The 15,964-nt window shown below is 59.7% G+C and carries 12 protein-coding genes; 8 read left to right on the top strand and 4 right to left on the bottom strand.

What is annotated here, in order from left to right; all coding sequences use genetic code 11:
* Nucleotides 1-189: 189 nt before the first annotated feature.
* Nucleotides 190-1,185, top strand: a complete 996-nt coding sequence (locus RYC18_RS14195; RefSeq protein WP_316886307.1) for a metalloregulator ArsR/SmtB family transcription factor — start codon at nucleotides 190-192, stop codon at nucleotides 1,183-1,185.
* A gap of 20 nt (nucleotides 1,186-1,205) precedes the next feature.
* On the top strand, nucleotides 1,206-2,396 hold the full coding sequence (metK, locus tag RYC18_RS14190; RefSeq protein ID WP_002555698.1) for a methionine adenosyltransferase: 1,191 nt from the start codon (nucleotides 1,206-1,208) through the stop codon (nucleotides 2,394-2,396).
* A gap of 81 nt (nucleotides 2,397-2,477) precedes the next feature.
* Here the strand turns inward: metK and RYC18_RS14185 are convergent, their stop codons facing one another.
* Nucleotides 2,478-3,098, bottom strand: coding sequence for a LysE family translocator (locus tag RYC18_RS14185; RefSeq protein WP_316886303.1), 621 nt, complete (start codon nucleotides 3,096-3,098; stop codon nucleotides 2,478-2,480).
* Nucleotides 3,099-3,953: 855 nt separating this feature from the next.
* Between RYC18_RS14185 and ligB the strand changes: the two genes are divergently transcribed.
* A complete protein-coding gene (ligB, locus tag RYC18_RS14180) occupies nucleotides 3,954-5,639 on the top strand; it encodes an NAD-dependent DNA ligase LigB (protein WP_005781251.1) in 1,686 nt (561 codons plus the stop codon).
* 40 nt (nucleotides 5,640-5,679) lie between these two features.
* A complete protein-coding gene (locus RYC18_RS14175; protein WP_005746924.1) occupies nucleotides 5,680-6,090 on the top strand; it encodes a DUF1090 domain-containing protein in 411 nt (136 codons plus the stop codon).
* A gap of 47 nt (nucleotides 6,091-6,137) precedes the next feature.
* Here RYC18_RS14175 and RYC18_RS14170 read toward each other — a convergent pair whose 3' ends face one another.
* From RYC18_RS14170 to RYC18_RS14160, 3 genes are all read right to left on the bottom strand, one after another.
* The gene (locus RYC18_RS14170; RefSeq protein WP_002555701.1) at nucleotides 6,138-6,539 is read right to left on the bottom strand and encodes an MAPEG family protein; all 402 of its coding nucleotides are present in this window, start codon (nucleotides 6,537-6,539) and stop codon (nucleotides 6,138-6,140) included.
* A 114-nt stretch (nucleotides 6,540-6,653) separates the two neighbouring features.
* Nucleotides 6,654-8,045: a heavy metal sensor histidine kinase gene (locus RYC18_RS14165; protein WP_005746925.1), complete on the bottom strand. Its 1,392-nt coding sequence runs from the start codon at nucleotides 8,043-8,045 to the stop codon at nucleotides 6,654-6,656.
* A complete protein-coding gene (locus RYC18_RS14160; protein ID WP_004654919.1) occupies nucleotides 8,042-8,716 on the bottom strand; it encodes a heavy metal response regulator transcription factor in 675 nt (224 codons plus the stop codon). The genes RYC18_RS14165 and RYC18_RS14160 overlap by 4 nt, the downstream gene beginning before the upstream one ends.
* A gap of 266 nt (nucleotides 8,717-8,982) precedes the next feature.
* Here RYC18_RS14160 and RYC18_RS14155 point away from each other — a divergent pair, with 266 nt between their 5' ends.
* From RYC18_RS14155 to RYC18_RS14140, 4 genes are all read left to right on the top strand, one after another.
* Nucleotides 8,983-10,209: a TolC family protein gene (locus RYC18_RS14155; RefSeq protein WP_316886297.1), complete on the top strand. Its 1,227-nt coding sequence runs from the start codon at nucleotides 8,983-8,985 to the stop codon at nucleotides 10,207-10,209.
* Nucleotides 10,210-10,276: 67 nt separating this feature from the next.
* Nucleotides 10,277-11,530 (top strand): efflux RND transporter periplasmic adaptor subunit, encoded by a 1,254-nt coding sequence (locus RYC18_RS14150; protein ID WP_010194686.1) that lies wholly within the window; start codon nucleotides 10,277-10,279, stop codon nucleotides 11,528-11,530.
* Nucleotides 11,531-11,554: 24 nt separating this feature from the next.
* Nucleotides 11,555-14,710, top strand: a complete 3,156-nt coding sequence (locus tag RYC18_RS14145; RefSeq protein WP_316886296.1) for a CusA/CzcA family heavy metal efflux RND transporter — start codon at nucleotides 11,555-11,557, stop codon at nucleotides 14,708-14,710.
* A gap of 437 nt (nucleotides 14,711-15,147) precedes the next feature.
* A partial coding sequence (locus tag RYC18_RS14140; protein WP_316886295.1) for a type VI secretion system Vgr family protein occupies nucleotides 15,148-15,964 on the top strand: 817 nt, incomplete at its 3' end.

The following is a 15,964-nucleotide window of genomic DNA, read 5'->3' as shown; positions in this document are numbered from 1 at the left end:
GGGGCAATCACAGATAGTCGACCATAGGCTTTTTTCCGGGGTTACGGACATTATTTGCCCTGTAAAGACTGGATTACCCGTCAGCGTAACAAGTTCAGAATGCCTGACCGGTGCCACCCATCCAGCAATATCAAAACTTTTTGATATTGCCCTTGCAGCGCTCCGGATCGCTCTCTAGACTGCGCAGCTATGAACCTGCGTGTACCTGCCATTCGCCATGATGCATGCGACGACCTCTCTGCATTGTGCAAGGCCGGCGGCGATCCCTTGCGGCTCAACGTACTGCGTGTGCTGACCAACGATTCGTTCGGCGTGCTTGAGCTGGCGCAGATTTTTGCCATCGGTCAGTCCGGCATGAGCCATCACCTCAAGGTGCTGGCGCAGGCGGATCTGGTTGCAACGCGGCGTGAAGGCAATGCGATTTTCTACCGTCGCGCCCTGCCCCACACTGAATTGCTGGGTGGCAGGCTGCATGCGGCGCTGCTCGATGAAGTGGACACCCTGAACCTGCCGGACGACGTACAGAGCCGCATAGGCCTGGTGCATCGACAACGTGCACTGGCTAGCCAGGATTTCTTTGCCCGTACTGCCGAAAAGTTTCGTGCCCAGCAAGACCTTATCGCCGGTCTGGCGCAGTACAGCGAAAGCCTGCTGACATTGCTCGACAAACTGAGCTTCGGCGCGCAGGCAACGGCGCTGGAAGTAGGCCCCGGCGACGGCGGCTTTCTCCCAGAGCTGGCCCGGCGCTTCCGCCAGGTTATCGCGATGGACAACAGCCCGGCGATGCTGGACCTGGCGCGTGGCGTCTGCGAGCGCAAGGCGCTGGCTAACGTTGAGCTGAGGCTGGCCGATGCACTGACGGACGCTAAAGTCAGTGCCGACTGCGTCGTCCTCAACATGGTGCTGCATCATTTCGCAGTCCCGGCCCAGGCCCTCAGGCAACTGGCCGAACACGTAAAACCCGGCGGTAGTTTGCTGGTAACAGAATTGTGTAGTCATGACCAGAGCTGGGCCAGGGAGGCCTGTGGCGATCTCTGGTTAGGTTTCGAGCAGGAAGACCTGGCCCGTTGGGCCATCGCTGCGGGGCTAGTTCCCGGGGAAAGCCTCTATGTAGGCTTACGTAATGGTTTCCAGATCCAGGTTCGCCATTTTCAGCGACCGGCTGGCGACACTCACCATCGGTAAAATGAAGGAAACCCGTAGAGATGAGCGAATATTCACTTTTCACCTCCGAGTCCGTGTCCGAAGGGCATCCGGACAAGATCGCCGACCAGATTTCCGACGCGGTTCTGGACGCTATCATCGCTGAAGACAAATACGCCCGTGTAGCGTGCGAAACACTGGTCAAGACCGGTGTGGCAATCATCGCTGGCGAAGTGTCGACTTCGGCCTGGGTCGATCTGGAAGACATCGTGCGTAACGTCATCCTCGACATCGGCTACAACAGCTCCGACGTCGGTTTCGACGGCGCGACTTGCGGCGTGATGAACATCATCGGCAAACAGTCGGTAGACATCGCCCAAGGCGTTGACCGCAGCAAGCCTGAAGATCAGGGCGCTGGCGACCAGGGCCTGATGTTCGGCTACGCCAGCAACGAAACCGACGTGCTGATGCCAGCACCGATCACCTTCTCTCACCAATTGGTGCAGCGTCAGGCCGAAGCGCGTAAATCCGGCCTGCTGCCGTGGCTGCGCCCGGATGCCAAATCCCAGGTAACCTGCCGTTATGAAAACGGCAAGGTTGTCGGCGTCGACGCCATCGTACTGTCGACTCAGCACAACCCGGATGTGTCCTACAAGGACCTGCGCGAAGGCGTGATGGAGCTGATCGTCAAGCACGTCATCCCTGCGCACCTGCTGCACAAGGACACCCAGTTCCACATCAACCCGACCGGCAACTTCATCATCGGTGGCCCGGTAGGTGACTGTGGCCTGACCGGCCGTAAAATCATCGTCGACACCTACGGCGGCATGGCCCGTCACGGTGGCGGTGCATTCTCCGGCAAGGACCCATCGAAGGTTGACCGTTCGGCTGCGTACGCCGGTCGTTACGTGGCCAAGAATATCGTGGCTGCCGGTCTGGCCGAGCGTTGCGAAATTCAGGTGTCCTACGCTATCGGCGTGGCCCAGCCGACGTCGATCTCGCTGAACACCTTCGGCACCGGCAAGCTGTCCGACGACAAGATCATCAAGCTGGTCCGCGACAACTTCGACCTGCGCCCATACGCCATCACCACCATGCTCGACCTGCTGCACCCGATGTACCAGGCCACTGCGGCCTACGGCCACTTCGGCCGTACCCCGGTCGAAATGACCGTTGGCGATGACACCTTCACCGCCTTCACCTGGGAAAAAACCGACCGCGCCGACGCCCTGCGCGCCGCTGCCGGTCTGTAAAAAACCAGAAAAAAGCCCCGGACGACCTGGTCGTTTCGGGGCTTTTTTTCGTCTGCGCGGCGGTTATTCCAAAGTCACACTTCAAGCCCGCCGCGACACCAGCAGTACCGATGCAGCGCCCTCCAACAACCCTGCGCACATCCTGTTGAACAACCGCTTGCCACTGGGTTTCGCCAACAGGCGGCGAGCATGTATCCCCATCGCGGCATACAACGCGATCGCTACGCACTCCAATACCAGAAACAAACTACCCAGCACCGCGAACTGACCTGACACATCACTCTGCTGATCTACAAACTGCGGAAGAAAAGCAGTAAACAGCAGGATCGCTTTCGGATTACCAATAGCCACCAGAAACTCTTGCCGCGCAAGGCTGCCAGCGTTGGCTGTTGTGACCGCTGCCTGGTCCTGTATGGACGGAGCAGCGCGCCACAACTGCACCGCGAGATAAAACAGATAAGCCGCGCCGATGACTTTGATCACATGAAACAACCATTCGGACGTATGCAACACAGCAGTCAGTCCTGCACCGGCCAAGGCGATCATGATGACAAACGCCAACAAGCGCCCCGCTCCGCCGACGCAAGAGCTGGCGAAGCCATAGCGCGTAGCATTACTGATCGACAGAAGATTGTTCGGACCGGGCGCCATGTTCAGCGCAAAGCAGGCCGGAATGAATACAGCGAGAGTCGAGATGTCCATTGGCTCCAATCCCTGAGTTGAGTCAGCTACTCAGTCTGGCTTTTTTTAGTGAGCGGTCAAGACACAACTGCGCCGTGAAATGCGGCCGGGCTTTACTGGCAAGGCCATGCGTTCCCAGCCTTTGTGGGAGTGAGCTTGCTCACGAAGACGCCGGTACAGTAGCGACTATCGTGCGGCGCTCTGCGTCGCATGCCTTTCTGGACGCTCCGCGTCCTCTTGACGACGCAGAGCGTCGAGAACTGCGTTCCCACGCTGGAGCGTGAGGAACGATAACCTCAACTATCGTGCCCGATGATCTGCGCTTCTGCCCGAAGGGCGTGCGAGCTTGCTCACGAAGGGGCAGGTGCAGTCGCGACTATCGTGCGGCGCTCTGCGTCGTATGCCTTTCTGGACGCTCCGCGTCCTCTTGACGACGCAGAGCGTCGAGAACTGCGTTCCCACGCTGGAGCGTGAGGAACGATAACCTCAACTATCGTGCCCGATGCTCTGCGCTTCTGCCTGAAGGGCGTGTGAGCTTGCTCACGAAGGGGCAGGTGCAGTCGCGACTATCGTGCGGCGCTCTGCGTCGTATGCCTTTCTGGACGCTCCGCGTCCTCTTGACGACGCAGAGCGTCGAGAACTGCGTTCCCACGCTGGAGCGTGAGGAACGATAACCTCAACTATCGTGCCCGATGCTCTGCGCTTCTGCCTGAAGGGCGTGTGAGCTTGCTCACGAGGACGCCGGTACAGCCACTGATCACTCTGCGTAGACATACCGCCCTGCGCAATCGCAAAACCTGGTAACCAAGCCCTGCCCCTTCACCACACGACAACGACTAGCCTCATCGAGCCCATTCCTAAAGCAAGGATGCTTCGATGCTGCCCACCATTCGCCTGATGACGTTCGCTCTTGTGTTTCTTCTGCCCGGCCTCGGCAATGCCAGTCAATGCCCTGACTGGCCTGCAGCCAAGGCGCGCAGCGAGGTCACAAACTTGCAACAGCAGATGGCTGCGTGGGACGACAGCTACCACCGCCAGGGCCTCTCGAAAATCCCTGACGAGCTTTACGATCAGGCGCGGCAGAAGCTGAGCGTGTGGCGCTCGTGCTTTGCCATTTCCAAACCCGAGTCCGATCCGCTAACGACAGCAGTTGGCCCGCTGCCTCATCCCGTACCGCATACGGGCGTTAACAAGCTGGAGGACGAAGACAGCGTCAAGGCCTGGCTCAAGGGCCGCAACGACCTGTGGATTCAGCCCAAGATCGACGGCGTGGCAGTCACACTCGTTTACGAAAAAGGTCAGCTGGTGCAGGCGATCAGTCGCGGCGATGGGCGCAAGGGCCAGGACTGGACTTCGCAGGCACGACTGATAAAAGCCATTCCTCAGCGTTTGCCCCACCATGACTCCCTGATCCTGCAAGGCGAGCTGTACTGGCGGTTGACCGATCATATTCAGGCAACATCCGGCAGCGTCAACGCGCGCAGCAAGGTGGCAGGCATGCTGGCCCGGCAGACAATCAGCCCGCAGCAGGCTGATGCCATCGGACTATTCGTCTGGGACTGGCCGAACGGGCCTACCGATATGGCTCAACGACTCTCAGGCCTGCAAGCCATGGGCTTTGAAGGCAGCGAGGCGTACACGCTCTCACTGGAAAATCATGTTCAGGCTGCGAGATGGCGCGAGCATTGGTATCGCAATCCCCTGCCGTTCGCCACCGATGGCGTGATCATGCGTCAAGGCCAACGTCCACCCGCCCAACGCTGGCAAGCCAGTGCGCCTTACTGGATCGCGGCCTGGAAGCACCCTTACGCACAGGCACTGGCCGAGGTGCGCAAGGTCAGCTTCAATGTCGGTCGCAGCGGCAGGATTACCCCTGTGCTGGAGCTGACCCCGGTACGTCTCGACGACCGTACCGTCAGCCGCATCAGCACCGGCTCACTGCAACGCTGGCAAACACTGGATATAAGACCTGGCGATCAGGTAGCCGTGAGCCTGGCCGGGCTGACGATTCCGAGACTCGACGGCGTGATATCCCGCGCGGCCGAACGAGTTGAAATGATCATTCCGCAAGCCGACGACTTTCATGAGTTGAGCTGCTGGCAAGCCACCCCAGGCTGTGAAAGCCAGTTCCGCGCCAGACTGATCTGGCTCAGCGGCAAGAAAGGCCTTGCGCTGCCCGGCGTCGGTCCGGGGACCTGGGACAAGCTTATTGAAAACGGCCAAATAGAGAGCCTGCTCGATTGGATGACCCTGAATCATGCTGAGCTTGCTAACATTCCCGGCTTCGCAGAGCGCAGCAGCGCTAAACTGCTCGCCAGCCTGCAAACAGCGCGTGAACGGCCGTTTCAGACGTGGCTCAAGGCCATCGGACTGCCGCCCACAGGAAGTGCAACACTTCCTGACAATTGGCAGGAACTGGCCGGGCGTAGCGTTGAGCAATGGCAAGCAGAGCCGGGCATAGGTCCTGGCCGGGCAGCGAAACTGAGGTCTTTTTTTCAAGCCCCAGAGGTGCAGGCATTGAGCCATCAATTGCAGGCTCAGGGTATTTCAGGTTTTAAGTAGCGGACGTCCATTTTTTGGTCCGTGTTCAAACGGAGTTCATATGCAGTTTTTATCACCACTGATCCTTTTCACCAGTTGCACGCTACTGGCTACAACGCTGCTGGCAGATGAGCAGGCACCCGCACCTTCCGAGTGCCAGATCAAAAGCCAGGAAATCAGCAGCAAGATTCAGGACGCCAAGACCGAAGGTAACAAGGCCGAGCAGACCGGGCTTGAGAAGGCCCTCGCCGAGGTCAATGCCAACTGCACCGAGACCTCATTGATCAAGCAGAGAAAGCAAAAGGTGCTGGATGCCAAGCAGGAAGTCAGCCGCCGCCAGACCGACCTGAACAAGGCCATGGACAAAGGTGATCCGGAGAAGATCAACAAGCGCAAGGACAAGCTGGCGGAATCGCGCAAAGAGTTGCAGGAAGCCCAGACCGACCTTGAGAAAGTCCAGCCTGACGATTGATCAAGGTCCCGGCGCTGCTGCTTATAGGCAGCGCCGCAACCTGGCTGTCAGGATACGGCCGGGAAAGCCGACACGCCGAACAGCGCGACGATGAGCCCCATGCCCACCAGCCAGACTATCGAACGCAGTGCGGCGAGGTCAGCCAGATAGAAGATGATGTACAACAGACGACTGGTGATGAACAGCACCGCCAGCACATCAATGGTCACCAGCTGCGCATTGCCGGCAATGTGCGCAATGATGACTGCCGCAGCGAACGCCGGTGTCGCTTCATAGCTGTTGAGCTGGGCAGCATGCGCACGGCGCGGGAAACCCTCCAGCTTGTCGAGAAAGGCACGCGGGTCATGATTGTGTCCGCTGCCGAATTTGCCGCTGCCGAACTTGGCGATACCGGCACACATAATCGGCAGCAGGATCGCGACCAGCACGCACCAGAAAGCAACTGTCATACGTCTATCCTTATAGGTTCAGCTTCAACTGAAGCATCCGGGCAATACCCGCTCACAAGCTATGAGCCGGGGGGCAGCGAAAGGTTCTTGAAGAACGACCAGCAACCTGACGCATTACACCAGTTTAGGAAAGATCAGGCTGAACGTCGTGAAGTGTCCGGGCTCGCTCTCGACCGTCACCTGCCCTTCATGCAGGCTCATGATGGAACGCACAATCGCCAGCCCAAGCCCGGTACCGCCCTGCTGTCGCGCACGGCTGACATGAACCCGGTAGAAGCGATCAAACAGCCGCGGCAGATGTTCGGCATCGATACCATCGCCCGCGTTGCGCACCGCCAGTGACACTTCATCTGCATGCGTGGCAAGGGTGATGGTAATGACACTGCCGGACAGACCGTGGCGAATAGCGTTGGACAGCAGGTTCGAAATCGCTCGCTGAATCATCAGCCGGTCGCCTGTTGCCTTCGCGTTACCCTGAACCTGCAAGGTGATGTCGCGCTCTTCCGCCGAAGATGAAAACAGCTCGGCGACCTTATCGGCTTCTTCGCGCAGGTCGATGACCTCAACCGGCAACGGCGCGGCAGGCTGGCTGACACTGGCCAGAAACAGCATCTGGCTGATCATGCGCGACATGCGCTCCAGTTCCTCGGTGCACGATTCCAGCGCCTGCTTGTACTCTTCCGAAGGGCGCGGCCTGGACAGCGTGACCTGCGCCTTGCCCATCAGGTTGTTCATGGGCGAGCGCAGCTCATGTGCGAGGTCGTCCGAGAACTGCGCCAGTTGCTGCACATCGCCGTCCAGCCGGTGCAGCATGAAATTGACCGCATGCGCCAGGTCGCGCAATTCATCAGGCAGGCCCTTCACTTTCATGCGATGAGACAGATCGCGAGCCGAGATCAGTGCCGTTACTTTTCTGAAAGCACCCAACGGCCTGAGACCACGACGCACCACCCACCAGGCAACGAAGCCGACCAGCAGCAAGATCACCGGCAGTATCAGGAAAGTCGATTTCAAATAAGCATGCAGCAGCGTGCTGTCGCTTTCCCGATCCATCGACAGCCTGACGAGAATGTCCTGCCCTGTCTTGAGGTGTATTTCCCTGTAACCCATCAGAATCTTGTGGCCGTGTACCGACTGCAACTCCTGAAAGCCTTGAGGTATGTGATCTGCCTCGGGGACAGGCAGGTTCCGGCCTTCCTCGTTACCGACCATCATCAATTGCTGCCGAGGGTTGCCCGCGTCGAGCACCATCAACGAATAGCTGTCGTGTCCGATGATCTGGTCACGCAGGGTATGAGGGTATTGAACAATATCTTCGATGCCGAGAAAGCCCTCGCTCATGCTGTGTTCGATCTGCGCGAACTTCTCGTTCAGGCTGTCTTCGGCGCGCAGATCGAGCTGACGGGAAATAGCCGCATAAGCGAGCATTTCCATTACCAGTACCAGACACGCAATCAGCGCAGTAACGGTCAGCCCCAGGCGCGTCGACAGACGCGTCGGTTTCATTCACGCACTTCCAGCACATAGCCCACGCCGCGCAACGTGTGGATCAGCTTGGTCTCGAAAGGATCGTCGATCTTCGCGCGCAGGCGACGGATCGACACTTCCACCACATTGGTGTCGCAATCGAAGTTCATGTCCCAGACCAGAGAAATGATCTGGGTACGCGACATGACTTCACCGCTGTGACGCATCAGCAAGTGCAGCAGCGCGAACTCCTTGGTGGTCAGGTCGATGCGCTGGCTGCCGCGAAACGCCCGGTGCCGCCCTTGATCAAGCTCCAGATCGCCAACCTGCAACACCTTGGAGGTGGTGGTCTGCTCGCTGCGCCGCATCAACGTGCGGACCCTTGCCAATAGCTCGGGAAACTCGAACGGCTTGACCAGATAGTCATCCGCGCCCAATTCCAGACCCTTGACCTTCTCTTCCAGGCGCCCTCGTGCGGTGACCATCATGACACGCGTACTGACCGTCTTCCTCAAGCGACTCAATACCTCCCAGCCGTCCATTTCCGGCAGGTTCACATCCAGTATCACCACATCGTAAGCCTGATGCTGCGCGAGATAGAGGCCATCGAGCCCGGTTGCAGCGATATCGACGATATAGCCACTTTCGGTCAGACCCTGATGCATGTACTCGGCAGTTTTCGGCTCGTCCTCTACGACAAGGATTCGCATAACCAGGCTTCCTGTTTGATGAACGGATGATGACGATGTCGTGCAGTGTACTGAAAAGAAACGCTTATCTTGTTGGATAACAAAATCGTAATTTTCCAGCAATCCCTGTGATAGCTCCGGTTACATAAAGTCCCCACAGCCAACTTCAGCGCCAAGGTGCCTGTTTGTTTTTTGTTTTGATGGGGTGCTTCATGGACAGGGTAATTCATGCGACTGAAGAACAACGTACGCACTCCGCGTACCGGTCTGGTAACAGGGTGCCCGGCATGAAAGTCGCCGTACTTTGTCTGCTGCTGTTGCCATTTGCTGCTCCCGGCATCGCAGCAGCCCAGGGCATCAGCCTGGCTCAGGCGCTGGACGCAGCCTTTGCGCGCAACCCGGAACTCGCCGCCGCGCAATGGGAGATCGGCGTTGCCGAAGGTGATCGCCAGCAGGCCGGGCTGATTCCCAACCCGGTGGTGTCGTGGGAGGTTGAAGACACACGCCGCGAGACCAGCACCACCACCGTGATGCTCAGCCAGGCACTGGAACTGGGCGGCAAGCGCGGAGCACGCATCGAAGCCGCCAGCAAGGGCCAGGACGCCGCCCGGCTGGAGCTGGAGCGACGCGGCAACGAACTGCGGGCCGAAGTGGTTCAGGCGTTCTACGCAGCGGCGCGAGCGCAGGCAGGTCTGGACCTGGCGCGCCAGTCCAGGACACTGGCCGAGCGCGGCTTGCAGGTTGCCGAGGGGCGTGTTCGGGCGGGCAAGGTGTCACCGGTGGAGGCCACGCGCGCCCAGGTGCAACTGGCTGAAACCGACCTGCTGGTACGGCGCGCGGAGACCCTGAAGATCAACAGCAACCGTGAACTGGCGCGCACCACAGGTTCGCCGGTCGCCTCTTTCGAGCGTCTGGAGTACACCGATCTGTCGCCGGGCAAGCTGCCACCGAGCGCAAAGCTACTGAGCGCCATCAACCAGTCCGCCGAGCTGCGCCTCGCTCAGGCGCAAATAGAACAGCGCGAAGCCGCGCTGGGTTCAGAACGCGCCAAGCGCATCCCGGACCTGACCGTCAGCGTCGGCAGCCAGTACAGCCGCGAAGAGCGCGAACGGGTCAACGTCGTGGGTCTGTCGATGCCGCTGCCGTTATTCGACCGGAATCAGGGCAACGTACTTGCAGCATCACGCCGGGCCGACCAGTCACGCGACCTGCGCAATGCTGTTGAGCTCAAGCTTCGCACCCAGACCCAGTCCGCCCTCGATCAGTGGAGTACCGCGACGCAGGAAGTCGAGTCCTTCAATCAGGTCATCCTGCCCGCCGCGCAGCGCGCCGTCGACACCGCAACGCGCGGTTTCGAAATGGGCAAGTTCGGTTTTCTGGAAGTGCTGGATGCGCAACGAACGCTGATTTCAGCGCGCAGCCAGTACCTGGAATCGCTGGCGACTGCCACCGAAGCCCGAGTGGCTGTCGAGCGAATTCACGGTGATCTCAACCGGTTCAGCTTCAACCCCTGACTTTCCTTTTCCGCCTGTATCGAGCGTATCGCAAGGTGCCGCGAGCACCTGATCGCCGGGAGCCTTTATGAACAACAAACGAAGCACTGCCATCACGCTGGCGGTGGTGGCCATCATTGGTCTGGGCAGTCTGACGCTGAACCCGCAGATGCTGCCATTCGCAACTGGAACAGAGCCATCAGGCGAGGAACACGACCATGACGCCGAGCCAGGTCATGCCGACGAGAAGAGCCAAGGTAACGAGAAGAAAACACCAGGCACCGCAGCGTCAGAATCTTCCCATGAAGAGGAAGAGGGACACATCGAACTGAGCGCAGAGCAGATCAAGACTGCCGGCATCGAGCTGGCCACCGCCGAGCCTCGACAGATGAGCACCACTGTGACCTTCCCCGGCGAAATCCGCTTCGATGAGGATCGCACCGCGCATGTCGTGCCTCGGGTCAGCGGTGTGGTCGACTCAGTGAAGGTCGATCTGGGTCAAGCCGTGAAAAAGGGTCAGGTGCTGGCAGTGATTGCCAGCCAGCAGATCTCCGATCAACGCAGCGAACTGAACGCCGCACAACGCCGCCAGGAACTGGCCCGCCTGACGTTACAGCGCGAGAAGAAACTCTGGGAAGACAAGATTTCCGCCGAGCAGGACTACTTGCAAGCGCGCCAGGAGTTTCAGGAGGCCGACATCAACCTGGCCAACGCCCGGCAGAAGATCAGCGCCATCGGTGCCAGCCTGAACCCATCCGCAGGCAATCGCTACGAATTGATCGCGCCATTTGACGCCATGGTCGTGGAGAAACACCTCGGCATCGGCGAGATGGTCAGCGAAGCGAGTAATGCCTTCACGCTGTCCGACCTGTCGCGTGTCTGGGCCACCTTCGGCGTAGCGCCCAAGGATCTGGACAAGGTGGTGGTCGGTCGTCCGGTCATCGTCAGCGCGCCCGATCTGAATGCGCGGGTCGAAGGCAAGATTGGTTACGTCGGCAGCCTGCTGGGCGAGCAGACTCGCGCCGCCGCCGTGCGCGTGACCCTTGCCAACCCGCAGGGCGCGTGGCGTCCCGGTTTGTTCGTGTCGGTGGAAGTCGCCGTCGAGCAGACCAGCGTGGCGGTCAGCATTCCCGAGTCTGCGATTCAGTCGATTGAGGACAAACCCTCGGTCTTCGTACGCAACGCTGAAGGTTTTCAACTGACACCGGTAACGCTCGGTCGCCGCGATGGCGGCTACGTGGAAATCGTCAAAGGCCTGGCTGGCGGCACACAAGTGGCTGCCGCGGGCAGTTTCATCCTCAAGTCGGAGCTGGGCAAAGGCTCCGCCGAGCACGCCCATTGATCTGCGTCACACGAGTACACCTCCATGTTTGAACGGTTGATTCAATTCGCGATTGAACAGCGCATCGTTGTGATGCTTGCTGTGCTGCTCATGGCTGGGCTGGGCATTGCCAGTTACCAGAAACTGCCTATCGATGCCGTCCCCGACATCACCAACGTACAGGTGCAGATCAACACGTCGGCACCCGGCTTTTCGCCGCTGGAAACCGAACAGCGCATCACCTTCGCCATCGAGACCAACATGGCAGGCCTGCCCGGCCTGCAACAGACGCGCTCGCTGTCGCGCTCGGGCCTGTCTCAGGTCACGGTGATTTTCGAAGACGGCACTGACCTGTTCTTTGCCAGGCAGTTGGTGGGCGAGCGCCTGCAGATTGCCAAGGACCAGTTGCCTGAAGGCGTCAACGCGATGATGGGGCCGATTTCCACCGGCCTCGGCGAGATCTTTCTGTGGACGGTCGAGGCCCGTGAGGGCGCACTGAAAGAAGACGGCACGCCGTACACGCCGACCGACCTGCGAGTGATTCAGGACTGGATCATCAAGCCGCAATTACGCAACGTACCAGGCGTGGCCGAGATCAACACCATCGGCGGTTTCGCCAGGCAGTATCAGATTGCGCCCGATCCGAAGAAGCTGGCGGCCTACAAGCTGACGCTGAACGATCTGGTGGCTGCGCTTGAGCGCAACAACGCCAACGTCGGCGCAGGCTACATCGAACGCGGCGGTGAGCAACTACTGATACGCGCACCGGGCCAGCTCGGCACGGTGGACGATATCGCCAACATCGTCATCGCCAATGTGCAGGGCACGCCTATCAGAATCAGCAGCGTGGCCGAGGTCGGTATCGGCAAGGAAATGCGCTCCGGCGCAGCCACCGAAAACGGCCGTGAAGTCGTGCTTGGCACAGTGTTCATGCTGATCGGTGAAAACAGCCGGACGGTGTCACAGGCCGTGGCCGCCAAACTTGCCGACATCAATCGCACACTGCCTGAAGGCGTCGAAGCGGTAACGGTTTACGACCGCACCAACCTGGTCGAAAAAGCCATCGCAACAGTGAAAAAGAACCTGATCGAAGGCGCGATTCTGGTCATCGTGATTCTGTTCCTGTTTCTGGGCAACATCCGTGCTGCGCTGATCACCGCCATGGTGATTCCGCTGGCCATGCTGTTTACCTTCACCGGCATGTTCACCAACAAGGTCAGCGCCAACCTGATGAGCCTGGGCGCGCTGGACTTCGGCATCATTGTCGACGGCGCGGTGGTGATCGTCGAAAACGCGATCCGCAGGCTGGCGCATGCCCAGAAGAAATACGGCCGCATGCTGACCCGCTCCGAGCGTTTCCACGAGGTCTTCGCCGCCGCCAGAGAAGCCCGTCGGCCGCTGATTTTCGGCCAGTTGATCATCATGGTCGTGTACCTGCCGATCTTCGCCCTCACCGGTGTGGAAGGCAAAATGTTCCACCCTATGGCGTTCACTGTGGTCATCGCCCTGCTCGGTGCCATGATCCTCTCGGTGACCTTCGTGCCTGCCGCCATCGCCATGTTCGTCACCGGCAAGGTCAAGGAAGAAGAAGGTTTTGTGATGCGCACCGCTCGCCAGCGCTACGCGCCGATACTGAGCTGGGTACTGGGGCATCGCTCAATAGCGTTCGGCATGGCCTTGGTGCTGATCGTGCTGTCCGGCTTCACTGCCAGCCGCATGGGCAGCGAGTTCATCCCGAGCCTGAGCGAAGGCGACTTCGCCTTGCAGGCGCTACGGGTTCCCGGCACTAGCCTGACCCAGTCGGTGGACATGCAGCAGCGTCTGGAAAAAGCCATCATCGAAAAAGTGCCGGAAGTGCAGCGCGTGTTCGCCCGCACCGGCACCGCCGAGATCGCCGCCGACCCGATGCCGCCCAACATCTCCGACAGCTACGTGATGCTCAAACCACAAAGCGAATGGCCGGACCCGGACAAGTCCCGTGAGGCACTGATAGCCGACCTGCAAAAGGCCGCCGCCAGTGTGCCGGGCAGCAACTACGAACTGTCCCAGCCGATCCAGTTGCGCTTCAACGAGCTGGTTTCCGGTGTACGCAGTGACGTCGCGGTGAAAGTGTTCGGCGACGACATGAACGTGCTCAACCAGACCGCCGCAAAAATTGCCGCCACCCTGCAAAAAGTGCCAGGCGCTTCAGAAGTGAAAGTGGAACAGACCACCGGCCTGCCGGTACTGACCATCAATATCGATCGCGACAAGGCCGCGCGTTACGGCCTCAACGTGGCCGATGTGCAGGACGCCATCGCCATTGCGCTGGGCGGTCGTCAGGCGGGAACGTTGTATGAGGGCGACCGCCGCTTCGACATGGTGGTGCGCCTGTCCGAGCAACTGCGCACCGATGTAAACGGGCTCTCCAGCCTGCTCATTCCGGTGCCTGCGAGCGCCAACAGCAACCAGCAGATCAGCTTTATCTCGCTGTCCCAGGTCGCCAGCCTTGACCTGGTGCTCGGCCCGAACCAGATCAGTCGCGAGAATGGCAAACGTGTGGTCATCGTCAGCGCCAACGTGCGCGGTCGGGATCTCGGCTCGTTTGTCGAAGAAGCAGGCACCACCATCGACAGCGGCGTGCAGATCCCGGCCGGCTACTGGACCAGTTGGGGCGGGCAGTTCGAACAACTGCAATCGGCCGCCAAACGCCTGCAGATCGTCGTGCCGGTGGCGCTACTGCTGGTACTGGCGCTGCTGTTCATGATGTTCAACAACCTCAAGGACGGCCTGCTGGTGTTCACCGGCATCCCGTTCGCCCTGACCGGCGGCGTCATGGCGCTGTGGCTGCGCGACATTCCGCTGTCGATCTCCGCAGGCGTGGGCTTCATCGCACTCTCGGGTGTGGCGGTGCTGAACGGCCTGGTGATGATCGCCTTCATCCGCAGCCTGCGCGAACAAGGCCACTCGCTGCACAACGCCATCAACGAAGGCGCCCTCACCCGCCTGCGCCCGGTGCTGATGACCGCACTGGTCGCCTCCCTTGGCTTCATCCCCATGGCCCTCGCTACCGGGACTGGTGCCGAAGTGCAGCGACCGCTGGCGACGGTGGTGATTGGCGGGATTCTGTCGTCGACGGCGCTGACGTTGCTGGTCTTGCCGGCGTTGTATCAGTGGGCGCATCGGCGGGAGGATGAGGAGGCGGTTGAGGCGTTAAAATAGGTTTTTAAGTAAAAATTGCGCTGATCCAGCTGATGTTACCGTCAACTGGCCCAGCGCAGTCGGCACTGTCTGTAGCCAAAGTCTTACTCCATTTCCAGAAACGCAGCACACCTGCTGGCGAACAATTCAGGTAGACACCGCAGCCTTGAGCAATGATATTTCGAACCATGGAACACGTTACTAACTAGTTGCCAAATGTGTTGAAATGCAGCCTTATCACCCAGCGCAGAACGCGTTGCGCCGAAGATACTTAAGATCATGAATTTCCCGCCAGTGTGGGAACTCATTCCCCGGATCGGCCACTAACAGCGCAGTCGCTTGCGCATCGGCGGCCAAACAGGATCGACGCTGAACGTAGTGTTTCTTTTCAATTCGCCACACCAAGTGGCCATTTGAAAGACAGGACGTACAGTTTGCGCAAGTAAAGGAGTTACACAATGGACCTGACCTTTGGCACACCTCTCAGCCAGAGCGGACGCCTTCTGCAACTCACCACGCCACTGGGCGAGCATCAGCTTCAGGCCCTGCGCATGCATGGGGTCGAGCGCATCGGCCGCGTGCCCCGCTACACCCTCGACGTGGTGGTGCAGGACACCGAATACGATCCTGAAAAACTCATCGGCCAGCCCGTCAGCCTGGCGATTCTCTGCGATGACGGTTCTCCCGCGCAGCGCCATGGCCTTGTCGAGAGCGTGCGCTACTTGGGCAATGACGGTGGTCTGCATGACTGGCAACTGGTCTTCGCGCCCTGGTTCAGCCTGCTCGAATACCGACTCGACTGCCGCATCTGGCAGGACAAAAACCTGCCGGCGATTCTCGAAGCGGTGTTCTCTCTTTATGAACAGGCCAAAGGCAACTACCGCCTGGACCTGCGTCGTGAATACGCACCGCTGTCCTACGTCACTCAGTTCAACGAGAGCGACGCCAACTTCGTGCAGCGTTGGTGCGAGCAGGAAGGTCTTTTCTGGTACGTCGAGCACACAGCGGACAAGCACTGCATTGTCTTCACTGACACCGTCGACACCCTGCCCGCGCTGGCACCGCAGAGCATTCGCTTTCACACCCAGAACGCCACTGAAAAACAGGATGGCATTACCCAGTGGAGCAGCGGTTCGCAGTTGTTGAGCGGCAAGCTGCATTGGCGCAGTGTCGATTACCTGGCCCACGGCCAGCCGCGGGAAACCGTGATGCCGGCCTTGCAGGCCGCTTCGGCCCCGCAGGCGCTGGAGCGTTACGAGTATCAGGGCCAGTACG

Source organism: Pseudomonas syringae group sp. 247E2 (genome assembly GCF_032587795.1).
GTDB lineage: Bacteria > Pseudomonadota > Gammaproteobacteria > Pseudomonadales > Pseudomonadaceae > Aquipseudomonas > Aquipseudomonas amygdali.
This window is presented reverse-complemented; position numbering and strand designations above follow the sequence as displayed.